Annotated in this window: 16 protein-coding genes, 1 tRNA gene and 1 pseudogene; 8 read left to right on the plus strand and 10 right to left on the minus strand. The window is 65.3% G+C overall.

The features are described from left to right. Positions 1-13: 13 nt before the first annotated feature. Complete coding sequence (locus tag Q9246_RS04280; protein WP_306395703.1) at positions 14-1,291, plus strand: hypothetical protein; 1,278 nt, start codon at positions 14-16, stop codon at positions 1,289-1,291. Continuing rightward, positions 1,285-1,824, plus strand: coding sequence for a hypothetical protein (locus tag Q9246_RS04285; RefSeq protein ID WP_306395704.1), 540 nt, complete (start codon positions 1,285-1,287; stop codon positions 1,822-1,824). The genes Q9246_RS04280 and Q9246_RS04285 overlap by 7 nt, the downstream gene beginning before the upstream one ends. 121 nt (positions 1,825-1,945) lie before the next feature. Here Q9246_RS04285 and Q9246_RS04290 read toward each other — a convergent pair whose 3' ends face one another. The 3 genes from Q9246_RS04290 to Q9246_RS04300 all read right to left on the minus strand — a co-directional run bounded on the left by Q9246_RS04290 (position 1,946) and on the right by Q9246_RS04300 (position 3,148). Further along, positions 1,946-2,317, minus strand: a complete 372-nt coding sequence (locus Q9246_RS04290; protein WP_306395705.1) for a DUF3140 domain-containing protein — start codon at positions 2,315-2,317, stop codon at positions 1,946-1,948. Positions 2,318-2,528: 211 nt separating this feature from the next. Continuing rightward, a tRNA-Phe gene (locus Q9246_RS04295) sits at positions 2,529-2,604 on the minus strand. Positions 2,605-2,662: 58 nt separating this feature from the next. Next, positions 2,663-3,148, minus strand: coding sequence for an acyl-CoA thioesterase (locus Q9246_RS04300; RefSeq protein WP_306395706.1), 486 nt, complete (start codon positions 3,146-3,148; stop codon positions 2,663-2,665). A gap of 166 nt (positions 3,149-3,314) precedes the next feature. Between Q9246_RS04300 and epsC the strand changes: the two genes are divergently transcribed. The 3 genes from epsC (at position 3,315) to Q9246_RS04315 (ending at position 5,666) form a co-directional block, all read left to right on the plus strand. Next, positions 3,315-4,244 (plus strand): serine O-acetyltransferase EpsC, encoded by a 930-nt coding sequence (gene epsC / locus Q9246_RS04305; protein ID WP_306395708.1) that lies wholly within the window; start codon positions 3,315-3,317, stop codon positions 4,242-4,244. Between the two features lie 140 nt (positions 4,245-4,384). Further along, entirely contained in the window at positions 4,385-4,936 is a 552-nt protein-coding gene (gene ssuE / locus Q9246_RS04310) for an NADPH-dependent FMN reductase (RefSeq protein WP_306395710.1), read from the plus strand. A gap of 34 nt (positions 4,937-4,970) precedes the next feature. Further along, entirely contained in the window at positions 4,971-5,666 is a 696-nt protein-coding gene (locus Q9246_RS04315; RefSeq protein ID WP_306395711.1) for an alpha/beta fold hydrolase, read from the plus strand. Positions 5,667-5,738: 72 nt separating this feature from the next. Here the strand turns inward: Q9246_RS04315 and uvsE are convergent, their stop codons facing one another. The 4 genes from uvsE to Q9246_RS04335 form a co-directional block, all read right to left on the minus strand. Next, complete coding sequence (gene uvsE, locus Q9246_RS04320; RefSeq protein WP_306395713.1) at positions 5,739-6,680, minus strand: UV DNA damage repair endonuclease UvsE; 942 nt, start codon at positions 6,678-6,680, stop codon at positions 5,739-5,741. 213 nt (positions 6,681-6,893) lie between these two features. Further along, positions 6,894-7,778, minus strand: coding sequence for a CAP domain-containing protein (locus Q9246_RS04325; RefSeq protein ID WP_422802351.1), 885 nt, complete (start codon positions 7,776-7,778; stop codon positions 6,894-6,896). Positions 7,779-7,941: 163 nt separating this feature from the next. After that, a complete protein-coding gene (locus Q9246_RS04330) occupies positions 7,942-8,526 on the minus strand; it encodes a lipocalin family protein (protein ID WP_306395716.1) in 585 nt (194 codons plus the stop codon). A 119-nt stretch (positions 8,527-8,645) separates the two neighbouring features. Then, on the minus strand, positions 8,646-10,487 hold the full coding sequence (locus tag Q9246_RS04335) for a tetratricopeptide repeat protein (protein WP_306395717.1): 1,842 nt from the start codon (positions 10,485-10,487) through the stop codon (positions 8,646-8,648). A 217-nt stretch (positions 10,488-10,704) separates the two neighbouring features. Between Q9246_RS04335 and Q9246_RS04340 the strand changes: the two genes are divergently transcribed. From Q9246_RS04340 to Q9246_RS04350, 3 genes and pseudogenes are all read left to right on the plus strand, one after another. Next, positions 10,705-11,580: a class I SAM-dependent methyltransferase gene (locus Q9246_RS04340; protein ID WP_306395718.1), complete on the plus strand. Its 876-nt coding sequence runs from the start codon at positions 10,705-10,707 to the stop codon at positions 11,578-11,580. Positions 11,581-11,731: 151 nt separating this feature from the next. Further along, positions 11,732-12,136 carry a MerR family DNA-binding transcriptional regulator gene (locus Q9246_RS04345; RefSeq protein WP_306398074.1) on the plus strand — a complete coding sequence of 135 codons (405 nt, stop codon included), beginning with the start codon at positions 11,732-11,734 and terminating at the stop codon, positions 12,134-12,136. After that, positions 12,046-12,408, plus strand: a pseudogene (locus Q9246_RS04350) (IS607 family transposase); the annotation flags it as partial. The gene Q9246_RS04345 and the pseudogene Q9246_RS04350, both read left to right, overlap by 91 nt. Before the next feature lie 150 nt (positions 12,409-12,558). Here the strand turns inward: Q9246_RS04350 and Q9246_RS04355 are convergent. The 3 genes from Q9246_RS04355 to Q9246_RS04365 all read right to left on the minus strand — a co-directional run bounded on the left by Q9246_RS04355 (position 12,559) and on the right by Q9246_RS04365 (position 17,484). After that, positions 12,559-15,423, minus strand: coding sequence for a type VI secretion system Vgr family protein (locus tag Q9246_RS04355; RefSeq protein ID WP_306395720.1), 2,865 nt, complete (start codon positions 15,421-15,423; stop codon positions 12,559-12,561). Positions 15,424-15,539: 116 nt separating this feature from the next. Next, on the minus strand, positions 15,540-15,902 hold the full coding sequence (locus tag Q9246_RS04360; protein ID WP_306395721.1) for a hypothetical protein: 363 nt from the start codon (positions 15,900-15,902) through the stop codon (positions 15,540-15,542). A gap of 28 nt (positions 15,903-15,930) precedes the next feature. Next, entirely contained in the window at positions 15,931-17,484 is a 1,554-nt protein-coding gene (locus Q9246_RS04365) for a hybrid sensor histidine kinase/response regulator (RefSeq protein ID WP_306395723.1), read from the minus strand. Positions 17,485-17,487: the final 3 nt, after the last annotated feature.

Below are 17,487 nucleotides of genomic sequence, written 5' to 3' on the forward strand. Positions count from 1 at the left end.
CAAGTAAGGTGTAGTGAGCGGCCTCGCGCGGGTCGGCAGGTATGTGGAGCCGACCCGTCCCCTTTTTTGCAGGCTTCTAACGTTCGGTGGTTTTCTCGTGGGTCATTTTCTTTTAGTTGCGATCCGGTTCGTTCGACGTCAGCTGTTTTTATTCGCTTTTATTGTGCTCATTATCTTCTCCGGCAAATCACTCCGGAGCGAGTGGGTGGATGTTCAAAGCGTTATCAACGATTTACCGGCGTTGCGAATCGCTCGAGCGGAAGTGAGCAATCATCAGGCCGCACTGGCGCACGACACGGCCCGGCGGGTCGAGCGCCTGTCCAGGGCGACCGTTCAGCAGCTCGATGTGGAGATTCGTGCTCTCGACACCGAAATCACCCGTCTGCAACGCGAACAGAATCATGTGTCCCTGCCGTCTGGCGCCTTGAAAAGCGCTGACTGGATAGTGGAAGAGCTGCGGCAGAAAGCTGTACGTGGAGTCGACATCGAACTGCGACGCCAGGCGAGGGATCATCTGAGTGCATTGCGCGCGCACGCCGTCGTACTGGGTAACCGACAGGCTGCGCGTGAAAAGCTCGAGAAACTCCGTCTGGCGCATGTGCGAATCCATGAAGATCTCGGAAGCACACAGCGGCAACTGGCCGACATCGAAGCGGCTGCGGGTTTGCTGGTGAAGATCCCCTTCACAAAATGGCACCAGCAGGCAGAAAAGCTGAAAGAGGATGTAAAGGTCGGCAAAGCCGCGAATAGCCGGGCGTACAAGGATTATCTCGCGCAGAAGGCAATCCTGGACAAGCTATCGCTTCCCGGCGCGATGAACCGGTTCCAGGTGATCGAGCGGCAGCTTGAAGAAGCCGTCTCTCCGCTGCATGACCGGGTTCTCGAGGCCGAGCGCCTGGCGGAGCAGAACCATCTCTTCCAGGCGTATCAGGCGGTGCGTCCAGTACTGCCGCTTGCCCTGGCTGTGATGATCGGCTGGTGGCTGGTTCCGGTAGCCATCCGTACATTCTTCTATTTCGTGCTGGCGCCGCAAGCGGCGCGCAGGCCTCCGATCGTGATTTGTCCGCAGGAAGGCAGTGCGGCTACGTTAGCGCCTTCGAACCAGCGCCTGGCGCGTGAAGGCTCGGCGATCTCCGCGGTGTCGCAGACGCTAACGTTAGCGCCTGATCATGAAATGCTGATCCGTCCGGAATACTGCCAAAGCCAGGGCGCCGGCGTGAACACCACGAGAAGTTGCTATTCGACTGGCGCCACTGGATCACAAGCTTCGCTGCGCATCTATGGATGTTGAAGCGACTCCGTACTACACAAGCCGCCGATATCGTCGTGTCGTCCACCGTCGACGCACTGGATGAAGTTGCCCTTGTGGAGATCGCTCCCGGCGAGGCCGTCATGCTCCAGCCCAGAGGGCTTGTCGGGATCATCCACAAGGCCGGCCAGCGTCCGAACATTCGCAGCCACTGGCGCGTGGGTACCCTCCATGCATGGCTAACGCTCCAGTTGCGCTACCTCGCATTCGAAGGACCAGTGACGCTCATCGTCAAGGGCTGTCGTGGCGTAAGGCTGGAGAGCGCGTCGAATGGTCGGACGATCAGCCAGGATGCGACCCTGGGTTTCAGCACCAATGCCATGTACGCCACTGTCCGTGCCGATCCGTTCATTCCTTACCTGAGAGGCAGGCAGTCGCTGTTCCACGATAAGTTCAATGGACAGGATGCTTATTACCTGTACGAGGAGGTGCCGCGCAATGCACGCCCGGATGGGCAAAGGCGTAATCCGCTGGAGGTGCTGGTCGATGCGAGCCTGAAGGCTTTCGGCATCTAGATAGACTGGACCCAACAGCGATCGGGCCGAAAAACAAAAACGCCAACCGGTGACGGTTGGCGTTTCGTGGACGATGTTCTTGGTGGCCCGGGGCGGAATCGAACCACTGGCACAAGGATGTTCAATCCTTTGCCTTTTTTTCAGGATCGTGGCCCCAGTTCATCAGTGAATAGCGCCAATCGCTCGATGCCGGATCGCTCTTGGTAGGCCCCTGTGCCAGGTGTCGGTGGATGTACCCGACCACTTTGCGCATGTGCGCGATGTCTGCCGCAGTCAAGTCCTGGGCGTGCCGGTGCAACAGTTCGACGATGCGGCGTCCGGACTGGTGCCCGGTCGATTCGGCATTGCCGTGCTTCTGGCCGACACGTCGGGAATCGTCGGTGTCGAGCCACTTCTCCAGTTGGGCTGGCGTCATGTTCACCGCCTGCTTGAACTCTGCGACCGTCTGGCGCCTGGTTGCGTCCTCATCACCGTTGCCTGCTTGTTTCGACATGCTTACTCCAGTGGATATCAAGTTTGGCAGGGGCTACCGCCATGGCCTGCGCGTTCGATGCTCGGCAGGCCTTACCTGATTTTTAAAGTACCACGAACTCTGTTTTTCCCGGCGCACCAGAAATCACTCAATGCACGTGTCGACGCAGAAAACAAAAACGCCACCCGAAGGTGGCGTTTTTGTTTGCACTACTTTCGCAATGCTGAATTCTTGGTGGCCCGGGGCGGAATCGAACCACCGACACAAGGATTTTCAATCCTCTGCTCTACCAACTGAGCTACCAGGCCAAGAGCCCGCAATTATAGCAGCGTTTGCGCAGGATAAACAATCCCGCCGCGCCGATGCCTACCCCTTGGCCGAGATCCGCTGCGCGTGGTCCCGTTCCAGCGCCAGGCGCGACTCGCGCCGGCCCTTGGCTTCCTCGAAACGGCGCAACTCGTCTGGCGTCGACGGTTCCAGCGGCGGGATCGCCGCCGGCTTCTTGTCGTCGCCCACCGCCACCATCGTGAAGAAGCAGCTGTTCACGTGGCGCACCACCTTGCTGCGGATGTCCTCGGCGATCACCTTGATCCCGATTTCCATCGAGCTGCGGCCGGTGTAGTTCACCGCCGCCAGGAAGGTCACCAGCTCGCCCACGTGGATCGGCTGGCGGAAGGTCACCTGGTCGACGCTCATCGTCACCACATAGCGGCCGGCATAGCGGCTGGCGCAGGCGTAGGCGACCTGGTCGAGCAGTTTCAGGATGGTGCCGCCGTGCACGTTGCCGGAAAAATTGGCGGTGTCGGGCGTCATCAGCACCGTCATGCTGAGCTGGTGGGAGGGCAGGTTCATGGTCGTGTCATTACAGGAAGGTGTCGGTGCTTGATGTTGCCTTAGAAACTGCTGCGGGGCAAGTTCGACCGTTGGCGGCATGCCGGATGCAAGCGCATCAAAACACGCATATCAAAATGCAAATAAAATCGTAGGCATCGAAAAACGAAACGTATAGGCTCGGCACATGAACAGCGAATTTTTCCACCAGGGCGGGTCGGTGCAGTGGCACCTCGGTCCCGTCATCGACGCCTTGCGCACCTCGCGCGAATCCACTCACAATATCCGGCACCAGGGCAGGGTGCGCGAGCTGCCGTCGCGCGAGGTCGTGCGCCAGATCGTGGACGGCGTCTCCGCCGCCCTGTTCCCGACGCATTACGGTCGTCCCGACCTGAATGCCGAGAGTATCGACTACTTTGTCGCCGACACCCTCAATGTCGCGCTCGACCGCCTGGCCGAGCAGGTACGGCGCGCGCTGCGCTTTTCGCCTGATTTTTCCGCCGACGACGACCAGACCGAAGATGCCGAGCTGGCCGAGCGCGCCCGCGCTATCACGCGCGAGTTCGCGGCCAGCCTGCCCGCCATCCGCGCGCTGCTGGTGTCCGACGTGCAGGCCGCGCTGGCGGGCGACCCGGCCGCAACTTCGGTGGCCGAGATCATGCTGTGCTATCCCGGCACCATCGCCATCCTCTACCACCGCATCGCGCACTGCCTCCACCGCCTGAACGTGCCGTTCCTGGCGCGGGTCGCGGCCGACATCGGCCACTCGCTCACCGGGATCGACATCCATCCCGGCGCCCAGATCGGCGGCAGCTTCTTCATCGACCACGGCACCGGTGTCGTGATCGGCGAAACCGCGATCCTGGGCGAGCGCGTGCGCCTGTACCAGGCCGTGACCCTGGGCGCCAAGCGCTTCCCGGTCGACGACAGCGGGGCCCTGGTCAAGGGCACGCCGCGCCATCCGATCGTCGAGGACGACGTCGTCATCTACGCCGGCGCCACCATCCTGGGCCGCATCACCATCGGCGCCGGCTCGACCATCGGCGGCAATGTCTGGCTGACCCAGAGCGTCCCGCCGGGCAGCAATGTGTCTCAGGCGCAGATGCGTAATACCTGAGCCGGCAGCTGGATCGCATGTTTCATGAACATGCGCGAAGACTTTAAACGGCCAACGAATATCGATGAGTGAAACGATTCGTTGGGTTCAGCGCGCATGCGCCGTACGCTGTGGCGATCGTCATCCAGATCGGAATTCCCATGAGCGTCATCCTGCTGGGCGGTAGCCCGTCGTCGCAATCGTCCTGCAGCCGCCTGCTGCTGCACGTCGGAGAAAAACTCGCCGTCCACGGCTGGCGCACGACGCGCCTCGAGGTGCGCGAGCTGCCCGGGCCGGATCTGCTGCGCATGGATGCGAATGCCCCCGGCTTGGCGCGCGCGCTGGCGCTGGTGGCCGAGGCCGACGCGCTGGTGGTGGCCACGCCGATCTACAAGGCGGCCTACACCGGCATGCTCAAGCTGTTCCTCGACCTGCTGCCGCAGGACGGCCTGCACGGCAAGGTGGTGCTGCCGCTGGCGACCGGCGGCAGCCAGTCGCACCTGCTGGCGCTCGACTATGCGCTGCGTCCGGTGCTGGCTTCGATGTCGGCGCATGCCATCCTGTCGAGCATCTATGCGACGTCCGAGCAGATCGCCTGGGACAGCGAGCGCGGCACGCGCCTGGCGGCGCCGATTGCCGGGCGCGTCGCCGAAGACATCAGGCAGCTGGATGCCGAGCTCCAGGCGCGCATGCAGGCCGCCGCTGCCGCCTGACACATCCGGCATCGCGCTTTGCTATGATGGCGCGATGACTATCCTGCTGGTTCCGGGCTATATGCTCGATGCGACGCTGTGGGACGACGTGCGCGAGCGGCTGGCCCCCTTCGGGCCGCTGGCGCATGCCGACCTGCGTCACGACTCCACCATCGAAGACCTGGCGCGCCGCGCGCTGGCGGAGGCGCCGCCGTCCTTCATCCTCGTCGGTTTTTCGATGGGCGGTTATGTGGCGCGCGAGATGCTGCGCCAGGCGCCCGGGCGTGTGCGCGCGCTGGTGCTGATCGCCACCTCGACCCGTCCCGATTCCGACGCCGTCCGGCTGCGCAAGCGCACGGTGGTCAAGGCGAGTCCGTCGGTGTCATTCGCGGGCCTGAGCCGCACGGCGATCGCCAGCTCGCTGCATCCGCGCGAGCGCGACAACGAGGCGCTGATCGAGCGCGTGCGCATGATGGGCGTGCGCCTGGGCGGCGAGGCTTTCCGCAACCAGTCGATGGTCGAGCGGCCGGGCGACCTGCACCTGCTGGGTGAAATCCGTTGTCCGACGCTGGTGATCGCAGCGGGGCACGACGGCTTGCGCAGCCTCGACGAAGTGCGCGAGATGCATGCCGCGATCGCGGGGGCGCAGTTTGCCTTGATCGAGGACAGCGGGCACATGATCCCGCTCGAAGCGCCGGAGACGCTGTGCGATGTGCTCGTGCCGTGGCTTGAAGCGCTGACAAGCCGGTAGGGTTGGCGGCTATGCCGCCGACGCGGTGATCGTTATCGGCTTCGTATTCGCGCCGGATGATCTTGCCGTCAACTATCGCCGCGTCGGCGGCGTAGCCGCCAACCCTACCTGTGATGCCGGTGCGAAGCGCGTGCACCAGCCATCCAGGCCGCGGATCGCTTCTTCCTTGAGCTTGGCCTCGATCTCGATATACGGCGCGGCGAGGTAGGACGAGGGCATGGTCGCGATCAGGTCTGAATGCTGGCGGTCGTCGAAGCCTTCGCGGCCGTTCGAGATGTGCACCAGCTGGTGGGCCGGGTCGGGCCAGGTGGCGCGCGCCCTGGCCACCATCTCGGCCACGCTCGGGTGCTCATAGCTGTCCAGTTTTTCGTGCACGATGTGGTGGTGGGCGTCGAACACCATCGGCACGCCGGCGCGCACGCAGATCGCATGGATCTCGTCGGCGCTATAGGCGTATTCGTCGTTTTCCAGGCCGATGCGGCAGCGGATCGCCTCCGGCAATGCGGCGATGCGTGCGACCAGCTGGTCTTCGCGGTCGGCCTTGCCGCCATGGATTTCCAGCAGGGCCCAGGGCGAGCGCGGCTGGTCCAGCAAGTCCATGATGTCGGCATGCATTTGAAGGATCTTGACGCTGTTGGCGACCACGTCTTCCGAGTCGGAACTGAGCACGACGAACTGGTCGGGATGCATCACCAGGCGGATGCCGCGCTCGATCGCGCGCCGCCCCGAGCGGCCCAGGGTTTCCTTGAACTGCTGCAGGATGTCCAGCCCGAATGACGTGTCGGAAAACGGAAAGATCGAGGACGGCATGCGGTACAGGGCGATGCCTTCGCGCTCGCAGTAGCGCAGGGCATTGTCCAGGGTCTGGATATTGTCGCGATAAATGTCTTCCAGTAAGCGGCGCTGGCCATCCTCGGCATGCTCGAGCAGGCGCTTGCGCGTGAGCGCGCGGTAGCGCACGTCCTTCGAGACGGTGATGCAGACGAGGCCGAGCCGTGGTGGGGACTGGTGCATGGGTCTGTGCCGGCGCAGCGCGGCGCGGACGGATGTTGATGATGGGAGGCAGTCTATCCCAAGCAGCTTTTGCGGGAGGCACGACACGGTACGCAAGACGGGACGAAGGCGGGGCAGGCCTCGCCGATGCCGTTCAGCGTTCTTGTGGGGTGGGCGGGTCTTCCGCCCACGCGGTCAACCGGGGAATGCTTCTTGCGGGTGTGGCCGTTTGGATCAACGTGGGGCGCCGAATACCTGGGTCCAGTAGATGATGCCCGATTGGCGCTCCGGCGTGACGCCATAGGCGGCGCCCATCTCGGTGAAGCCCCGGTTCATGATGTTGGCGCAGTGTCCCGGGCTGTCGAGCCAGCCTTCCACCGCCTCGCGCGGTGAGCGCTGGCCGAAGGCAATGTTTTCGCCCACCCGGCGCCAGCCGTAGCCGGCGCGCGCGGCGCGGTCGGCGGCTTCGCTGCCATCCCTGGCGCGGTGGCTGAAGTAGCGGCGCGTGGCCATGTCGCGGCTATGGGCCAATGCGGCGTCGCCCAGTGCGGGGTTCCAGGCCAGGGGCGGCGCCGGCGGGAAAGACTGGTCGCCGCAGGAGCGGGCGCTGGCGCGCGCCTCGTTGACTTCAAGCAGGATTTCGCGGCCGGCATCGCGCCAGTCGGGATAGGTGCTCGAGGGCAGCGGCGGGGAGGGGCGCGCCAGCACCACCGTCCAGGTGTTGCCCTCGCGGTAACTGCCGATTGCGGAGAACGCATCGCTCAGAAATACCTTGCAATATTGTTGCGTTAGGACGGTCAGGGCGGCCCGGGCATCTTCCGGGCCGGTGACGTAGACGGCCTGTGCCTGCTCGGCAGGGTAGCCGGCGCGCTCCAGTGCGGATTCGATGAATGTGCCGGCGCCGATGCGCAGTCGGGCCAGTGCCGCTTGCGGGGTGAGCGCGGCAGTGGGCACGGCTGGGCGGCCGTCGCAGGCGCCAGGCGCGGCGCGGTAGGCATTGACCAGTGCCGCCAGCGCGTCGGTGTCGTCGACAGGCGCGGGCAGTGCAGCGGCATGCGGCGCCAGCAGGCTGGCGGCGATCGCGGCGGCGCCGGCATACAATCTTGGCAAGGTATGCATTCTTTCAGAAGCAACAACGCCAACGGAAGGTTGGCGCGGGTGTGGAATCGTGCTGTTCTGAAGATGGGGACGGTAGCGGGGATTTCCAGTGTGCTGGCGCCCGCACGGCCGCGAAAGCAATGCCGTCGCCTGCCTTTATCTCTGCCCTTGACGGGACAGGTTCTTACTGCGCCGGCTGTTGCAATTGGGTCTGGGGCGTGCGCACCAGCCTGGAGACGTCGAGGCCCTGGGACGACAGACGCGCGAGGAGGGCGTCGTAGGCGGCCGGCTCGACCTGCGGCGTGCGCGACAGGATCCACAGGTACTCGCGCTTGGGCTCGCTCACGGCGGACAGCTGGTATTTGTCGTCGAGGTCGATGACCCAGTAGTCGCCCCATACCATCGGGATGAAGGACAGGATGGCCGGTGCGAAGCGCACCTTGAGCCTGGGTGAGCTGGCGCCGCCGAGCTGGCGCGCCACGCCCTCGGCCACGTCGGACGTGCCGTCGGCAGTACGGCAGCGGTTGACCACCTGCACCCGTCCATCCTCGCCCAGGTTGTAGGTGGCGGTGGTATCACCAACACATTTCTTTTGGAAATCGTTCGGGATTTTTGCGATCTCGTACCAGATGCCCATATAGCGCGGCACCACGAGCGTTTCGATCGGCTGCAGTGGCCGGGCATTAGCCGCTGCCAGTGCCGGAGCGGCGCACAGGCCGGACAGGACCAGGGCGGCGCACGCCGTGAAGAACGAAGGCTTGGCGATCATCGGAACCTCTTGTGGATGGCAGGGCTCCTAGCATAAATGACAACGGGATCGCTGTGTCGCCTGATTTGCATGCGGCCTGCATGGCGGCCAGGCGCCTGCCCGCCAACCGGCGGTGCCTGTCAAAGCGCCGACAGGGCCGGTCCTTCGGGCTTTCCGAGCCAGGTCGTCGCGAACTGCTTTTGCACGGCCGCCAGGGCGGCTTCGTCACCCCGCTTGCGGTACACCTCTATCAGGCCCCGCAAGGCCCAGCCATTGCTGGAAGTGCGAGCCAGCGAATCGCGGAAGACTTTTTCCGCCGCGTCGCCCTGTCCGCTGCGCAAGAGCGCCACGCCAAGCGACTGGCGCACCGGGTAGTACCAGTAGGGCGGTTCCATGTAGGGCAGCGCATCCTGCACCGCGATCGCCTTGCGGTAGGCGCCGATGGCGCGCGGAAGGTCGCCCCGCGCGTCGGCGATGCGGGCCTGGGCCACCGAGCGGGCGGTCTGGACGATCTCGCGGCCCGGGATATTCCAGTCGTTCACCGCCTTGAAGTCGCCGTCCTTCTCGATCTTGTCGAGCGCGGCGACCTCGCGCGCGGCCGCATCGAAGTCGCCCTTGCGCGCATGGCCGACGGCGCGCGTGTAATGCCACATCGCCTGCACGAGGACGTAGTCGGGGCCGGGATCGGGCAGGGCGAGCAGGGTGTCGGCATCGCTGAACTGGACATGCGCGAAATAGGGCGCCGACTTGACCGGCTGCAGCGCGCCGATGGCGGACAGGAGGTCGGGCGTGATGACCTTGTCGAGCTTGCCCGCCGCCTCGAGCGCCGTACGGCCGTCGCCGCCCATCAGGGCCGACACCATGACGAAGTGGATATTGTGCGGGTAATAGGCGCCCCGGTAGACGGGATCGCTGGCCGCGCCGGCGAAGTAGCGCTCGTCGGTGGCGACGGCCAGGACGTTCGAGCGCAGCGCTTCGCGGTACATGCCCAGCCGGTAATAGATGTGCGAAGGCATGTGCACGATGTGGCCGGCGCCGGGGATCTGCTGCGCCAGCACGCGCGCCGCGGGCAGCGCCTTCTCGGGCCGGGTCGAGGCTTCCATCGCGTGGATATAGTAGTGGGCGGCCCCGGCATGGGTCGGATTGCGCGCCAGCACTTTCTCGAGTGCGGCGACCAGCTCGGCGGTGCGGTTCTTGGGCTGGGCGCCGCCGGCCGCCCAGTAGTCCCAGGGCGACAGGTCCATCAGCGCCTCGGCGTACAGCACCTGGATGGTGTCGTGGCCGGGGAAGTCGCGCGCGGCCTCGGCCATGGCATCGGCATAGGCCTTGTCGAGCGCGGCCCGGTCGGCGCCGGGATCGGCGCTGTAGCGGCGCGCCACGGCCCGGATCACGGCCTGTTCTTCGGGCCGGGTGCGCGGCGCCAGGCGGCTGGCCTCGGCCGCGGCGGCCACCGCCGGCGCGACGGCGTCGGGGAACATGGGGGCGTTGATGTTCGGCCCCAGCACCAGCGCCTCGCCCCAGTAGCACATGGCGCAACCCGGGTCGATGTCTTGTGCGGCGCGGAAGGCGCGCGCCGCCTCGGCGTGGTTGAAGGCGAAGGTGAGGCGCAGACCCTGGTCGAAATAGGCCTGGGCGCGCTTGCTGGCGGTGGTGACCGGCACGTGCAGCTTGCCGAGATTGTCGTACAGGGGCGGCGGGGCGGCCTTTCCCGGCCTGGCGCCGGCCTTGTCTCCCGGGCCGGCCGGCGCCTGCTGGCCGGGCGCGAAGGGACGGGTTTCGGGCTGGGTCTGGTTCTGGGCCTGGGCCTGCACCAGGTGCGCCAGCAGCGGCGGCGCGCCGGCGCGCGTCGGGGCGCAGGTGGCGCCGGAGGTGCTTGCGAACAGTGGATCGAAGCCGGTATCGGCCGTACCGCGCTCCGGCCAGAGCGACGGCATGGCGGCAAGCGCCACGGCGCCGATGACGGCAATGGCAAGGATGAGCAACGCGGCAATGGCAGCAATGCCACGCGAAATTAAACGGCGTATCATTGACTTGCTCCTCACGGGGGCAACGCAGCATGCGCTGCCTGCTTTGTCGTTGGAGTTTAGTCGGCCAACCGAATTCCCGCTACTGGATTGAGCAAGCACAAGGTGCAGTGGCGAACCGGAAGGCGGCGTGCCCAGTCATATTGAAAACGTCTCTGCTTCAGGAGGTTCGATCATGACCCATCCAGCCCAACCCACCTCGTCGTCACCGGCCAGCCCCGGTGCTCCTGGTCCCGATCTCGCCGCGATCAAGCAGCGCCAGCAGGCCACCTGGGCCAGCGGCGACTTCGCCGTCGTCGGCGTCACCCTGCAGATCGTCGGCGAACTGCTCGCCGAGGCCGCCGACGTGCGCGCGGGCGAGCGCGTCATCGACATCGCCGCCGGCAACGGCAACGCCACGCTGGCCGCGGCACGCCGCTTCGCCCGCGTCACGTCCACCGACTACGTGCCCGCGCTGCTGGATAAAGGCCGGGCGCGCGCTGCCGCCGAGGGGCTGGCGATCGACTTCCGCGAAGCCGATGCCGAGGCGCTGCCCTTCCCGGACGGCAGCTTCGACGTGGCCCTGTCCACCTTCGGGGTCATGTTCGCGCCCGACCAGGCGCGCGCCGCGGCCGAGATGCGACGCGTGGTGCGGCCCGGCGGCCGCATCGGCATGGCGAACTGGACGACAGAGGGATTCATCGGCCAGCTGTTCAAGACGGTCGGCAAGCACATGCCGCCGCCGGCCGGGCTGGCGTCGCCGCTATTGTGGGGAAACGAAGACCATGTGCGCCAGCTGTTCGGCGCCGACGCGCGGCAGGCGCGCATCACGCGCAAGATGTTCAACTTCCGCTACGCGTCGCCCTCGCATTGGGTGCACGTATTCCGAGATTACTACGGGCCGCTCAACCGGTCCTTCGCGGCCCTGCCGCCGCCGGCGGCCGATGCGCTCGAACGAGACCTGCTGGCCCTGATCGACCGATTCAATACGGCCGGGCCCGATTCGATGGTGGCGCCAGCCGAATATCTCGAGATCGTGATGACCCGCGAGGCAGCAGGGGCGCTGCACTAAGAACCTGTTACAGGTCTGTCCGGCAGGCGAGGGGCGCGCCTGCCGTGCTTGGCCAGGCGCAGCGGTGAGGCGCGGGGTTTTTAGCAGCTAGAGGAAACTTGTTCGTCCTTATGCAGTCATATGCATTATGAGCAAGTTAGTCTCGATCAGCATGGCTGCCGAAGCGCTAGGCGTCTCGACCAGCACCTTACGCCGCTGGGAGGCAAGCGGTCGACTTATTCCGGCGAGAACAGAAGGCGGCCAGCGCCGCTATGACCTGACAGCGCTGCACTCCGGTATCAAGCAAAGTACGCCCGCAATTCGAAAGACTGTCAGCTATGCGCGGGTATCGAGTCACGATCAACGCAGAGATCTGGAGCGGCAAAAGCAGGTGCTTGAATTGTACTGTGCAAGCCAAGGCTGGACATTCGACATCATTGCCGATCTTGGCTCTGGCATGAACTATCGCAAACCGGGATTGNCAGAGATCTGGAGCGGCAAAAGCAGGTGCTTGAATTGTACTGTGCAAGCCAAGGCTGGACATTCGACATCATTGCCGATCTTGGCTCTGGCATGAACTATCGCAAACCGGGATTGAAACGCCTGCTCGAAGGGATTGTCGAAGGAGAGGTAGGGCGCCTGGTCCTGACGCACAAGGACCGGTTGCTTCGCTTCGGCGCAGAACTCGTCTTCGCGCTATGCCAGGCGAAACAGGTCGAGGTGGTCATCATCAACCAGGGCGAGGATACCAGTTTCGAAGAGGAGCTTGCCAGCGATGTGCTCGAAATCATCACTGTGTTCTCAGCCCGGCTGTATGGAAGCCGTAGTCACCGAAACCGTGACGTAGTCGTGGCTGATCTTGCGCAGCCATTTGTCGAATGCCGCGGCCGCGGCGCCTACGTCCTGCTGGTCGATGGTGTTGAGCGGTGCAACTGCGACTTCCGGCGCGCGTTCGGCGGCCCTGGACGTGGCTGGCGTGGATTCGCTCATGGTGGCTTTCTATATGACGAAACTTTTCATCATCGCGGGGGCTGATTCCGTACCGGTGCGCGGCAGCGATCCGGGCAAGCCGAGGGTGGATGCGACCGGCGCCAGCAGTGCTTGCGCGCCATCTTTTTTCAGCGACTGCACCGCGCTTGCGGCTCGCTGTGCGGCTTGTGCAACGGCGCCGAGCTTGCCGGCTGCTCCGTTGATACTGCCTGCCGCCGCATCGGCGCCGGCGTTAGACAGCGCCGCGGTCGGCCACTCGGTTCCCTGGCCAAAATAACTGTCTTCATCCCACGGGTCGCGCGGGTCCTTGCCGTAGCTGACCGTTGCCATCCCCATCGGCAGGCCGGCCACGCTGGCAAATCCGTCGCCATCGAGCATCCCCTGATGGATGCCACCTTCGGCGTCGACAACGGTGTAGTCGCCTTGCCGGATCCCTTGCTTCTTGCCGCCTTCGAGGCTCACGTACTGGTGAACCAGGTCGAGCTGCCCCGGCGCCAGCTGCACGGGCTGCGGCAAGCTCGGCGTGCCTTCGCTCTTGGCGGGTTCGAAGCTGTGATGCGCCGCGTGTTGGACCCATTTGCCGCTGGTGCCATGGACGATCCCCGATGCGTTCCAGCGGCTGAAGCTGGTGCCGCCGTTGATCACTACTTCTTCCTTGGCCGTGATCGTGATCCGGTTGGCGGTATGGGTGATGTTGAGCTTGGCCAGGATGTTGACGCTGTCCTTCAGGGCGGTGATGTCGATGTCGGCGCTGGCCGCCACCAGCTTCATGCCGGCCTTGTAGGCAAACATCCGCACCGCGTCCTTGACGCTGACGAGCAGGCTCTTGCCTGCGCTCAGGCTGGCATGTCCGCCGCTAGACAGGGCGGTGTGCTCCACGCTTATCAGGTGGGTGGAACCCTGCGTGCTGGTTTCGATGCCAGCGGGGCTGGACAAGGTCAAGTGGGGAGCCTTGAATTCCGGGAATTCGCCTTGCTCCGGCGAGCCGCCCTGGCCTCTGATCGCCTCGACCTGCTCGCGCAGCGCGACGACGACCTGGTCCTGGTCGCCGGGCTGGTGCGCCTGCGCCTGCTGCGCCGACTGGGACAGGCTGTCGTGCAATTCCTGCCCCTGCGCCATGCGCGCCAGGGTTTCTTCCATGTCGGTGATGTGGGCGCGGGCGTTGGGCCGTTCTTCGGTGCTGAGCAGCAGGCCTTGCTGCGCGCGGACCGCACCGACGCCGTCGGTGCGCAACTCGAAGCCCTGGCCGCGCGCGCCCTTGCGGCCGGCATTGTCTTCGATGCGGTTGATATGGCCGAGGCTGAGCTGGCTGGCGAGATGGTCGCTCCTCAGCTGGGCCTGGATCTTCCCCTGCGTGTCATCCAGCACCAGATGGTTGCTGCGTCCGCCGGGCGTGTTGCCGCCCTCGGCGGTCAGCTCACGGCTCCTGAGTCCCATCAGCGCCCGCTGTTCGGGCAGCTTCCACGGCGGCATATACTGCTGGTTGTACACGGACCCGGTCACGATCGGATGGTCGGGATTACCGTCCAGCCATTGCACGATCACTTCCGATCCCACCCGCGGATGGCTGGTCAAGCCATTCTGGCCGCCGGCCCAGTTGCTGCTTACCCGTACCCAGCAACTGCCGCTCTCATTTCGATCCCAGTGAAACTTGACCTGGATGCGGCCGTATTGGTCGACGTTCAAACTTCCTTGGCCTTCCGGACCCACGACGGTGGCGGTCTGCAGGGCCAGCAGTCTGGTGTCCACGCTGTCGAAGCCGCGTCCCGGCCGCCAGGGCACGGACTTGTCATGGCAGAGCAGGCGATTCTTGTACTCGGCGACCGTGTCCTTGCCCTGCAGGTAATTGTTGCTCGCGTCGTGATGCACTTCCACGATCAGGAATTCGCTGTTCTCGCCTTGGCTGAAATGGCCGAGCAGCCTGAATGACCTGCCTGCGGCAACGCGACGGTTGTTGCCTCGCGCTTCGACCAGCTTGCCGAGGGCTTCGATTTCTTCCATGCGCAGGCGTGCAAGCTGGTCGGCGCCGGACTGGTGCCTGAAGCCATAGTGCCCCTCGTAGCTGTGCACTTCCAGCTGTGGAATACTGCCTTGCTCGTTGATGGTGACGATGTCCGCGTGTACCGGGCGCGGATTCTTGAAGTCGAAGCCGCTCACCGCCGCTTGGCCGGACGCCCACCGGCGCGCTGGACTCCAGTCGCCGATCGCGTCGTCCTCGATCGCGCCGTCGGCGCGGTGGAAGCGGATGCCGGGCCCTGGCCCGTCGATCGGCGCCGCGGCGCGGGTGTCGTCGCAGACCCTGAGCGTATGGCCTTCGTCGCTGTGCTCGTACCAATAGCTGTAGCCTGCCGCCTCCCAGCGCCGGCACAGGTAATTGTGATCGGTCTCGTCCCATTGCGTGGACATCGTGAGCTGCGGCTGCTCGCCAGCGACTTTCCATTCCCACTCGGGCAGGCGGCGGTAGCCGGCAAAGATGGTCTCCGCCTGTTCGCGCAGGGTTTGCGCATGGAACAAGCGGTTGTTCCGGCGCAGGCGGGTGTACGCCAGCCATGGCTTCAGGACGGCTTCATAGAAAGCCACGCCGCCGTCGGTCTTGACCAGCGTGAACGAGGCAACATAACCGGTGAATGGACGCAGGCTCCCGTCAGCCTGCACCAGCGAGACGCACAGCAGCTTGCCGTGCATTGCCTCGAGTTCGATCCCGGCGTCGTCGCTCAGGAGTTCTACCCTGAATTCGAAGTCGCGCGACACGTACTCCGAGCCGACGAAGCGGTTCACCATCAGTTTTGCTTGCGGGCCGTCGTTTCTCGGGAACGACAAACGCAGCAGGCGGGTGAATTGATGAGTTTCCAGCAAGGCTTGCAGGTGGGTCATCGCAGTCGTCCTGAAGTCGGTTGAGTGCGTCTGAACGGGCACCGAACTTCTTGACTGTATTCACTAATTTGCGCTTAGCCGATGACAAAACGCAAGTTCCTGCAAGGTCGCGCCGCTCAGCAGCTACCCAGCTTCCACACCAGCTTGTCCCGGCCTTTTTCGAGCAACTGCACCTCGACCCCATCCTTTGCCGAGCGCGTGATCACGACCGAGCGCCCGAAATAGCCATACTCCGTCTTGAGCGACTCCTTGCCTTCGGTCTGCTTGACCTCGGCCCGGTCGATCTGCAGCCGCAGGTTCTGCAGGATCTGTGCATCCGGCCAGCGTGCCGACAGGGCGACGTGGCGGGTGCGGTCATCTTTATTGGCTTCGGGATAGCGCCGTTCGCAGGCGGCGGCCGTGCCAGTCTGCATCAGCAAGGCCAGGCACAGCAGAAGCCCAGGCGCCAGCCGGGCAGGAACGAAAAACGGGACAGTCATGGAATCTTGTTCGAAGTGGACGACCCGCTCATCGTAACAGCAGCCGCAACTGCTCCACATCGATCGGCTTGGTCAGATGATGATCGAACCCCGCGTCCAGCGCCAGCGTCCGGTCCTTGTCCTGGCCCCAGCCGGTGGCGGCGATGAGCGTCGTGTCCAGGCCGGCGGGCAGGGCGCGCAGGCGGCGCGCGAGTTCATAGCCGTTGTAGTCCGGCAGCCCGATATCGAGCAGGGCCACGTGCGGCGCGAATTCGGCCGCCAGTTCCAGCGCGGCGGTGGCGGTGTGCGCCATGCGCGTCTCGCAGCCGAACAGTTCCAGCGCCAGCGCCATGGTCTCCGCGGTGTCGAGACTGTCGTCCACTACCAGCACCCGCAGCGGCGCGGCCAGCGCCGCCGGCGCCACCGTCTCTTCGCGCGCGGCGCAGCCGGCCACGAGCGGCAGGCGCAGCGTGAATTCGCTGCCCAGCCCCGGCCCGGCGCTGTCGACCAGGATTTCGCCGCCATGCAGGTCGACGATGCCGCGCGCCAGCGCCAGCCCGATGCCCAGGCCGCCGCGGGCGCGGTCGAGCGCCGGCTCGAGCTGGGCGAACAGGTTGAAGACGGCGCCCAGGGCGTCGGCCGGGATGCCGATCCCGTTGTCGCGCACGCGCAGTTCGGCATGGCCGTCCTCGCAGGCGAGTTCGACGTCGATGCGGCCACCGTCCGGCGTGTACTTGGCGGCGTTGGCCAGCAGGTTGATGACGACCTGAGCCAGGCGGGTGGCGTCGCCGTCGACCACCAGCGGCGTGTCCTGGACCGCCAGGCGCAGGGTATGGCGCGCCGCCGCCATGGTCGCGGCCATGTCCTGGACGGCGCTGCGCACCAGCGGGGCCAGGTCGACCGGCGTGCGCCGCAGCTGCATCCGGTTCTGGGTGATGCGCGAGACGTCCATCAGGTCGTCCACCAGCCGCGTCAGGTGGCGCAGTTGGCGGTCGAAGGCCTGCAGCAGGCGCTCGTCGCCGATATTGCCATGCTTGAGCCGGAGCACGTCGAGCGCGCTGCGCATCGGCGCCAGCGGGTTGCGCAACTCGTGCGACAGCGTGGCCAGGAATTCGTCCTTGCGGCGGTCGGCCGCCGTCAGCTGCAGGTTCAGCGCCTGCAACTGCAGGTCGGCCGCGCGGCTCGCCTCGAGCGCTTCCTCGGCCACCTTGCGCGCATCGAGCAGCGCGTGTTCGTAGGCGTGGCGCTGGCTCGACCTGAACACCGCCCAGTGGTCGATCGCCGTGTCGCCATCGCGCCGGCGCACGATATTGACCAGCACCGGGATGCGCCTGGCGTCGGCAGCGAGCAGGTCGAGCTGCACCTCGTAGACCGTGCCCTCGAGCTGCAGTAGCGGTGCGCAGCGGGTGTGATGGAACAGGCGTGCGCCCACCGACATCAGGTCGCAGAAGCGCACTTTGCCGGCCAGGGCGCCGGCCTCCATTCCCAGCCAGGCGTGCAGCGTGCCATTCGCGTGCAGGATCAGGCCATCGGCATCGGTCGCTACCAATCCGCACGCCGCGTGTTCATACAGAGCATCGGCGGCGGGCGGCGGGGCATTCATGAT

Origin of the sequence: Telluria beijingensis (assembly GCF_030770395.1) — a bacterium.
GTDB classification, from domain to species: Bacteria; Pseudomonadota; Gammaproteobacteria; order Burkholderiales; family Burkholderiaceae_D; genus Telluria; species Telluria beijingensis.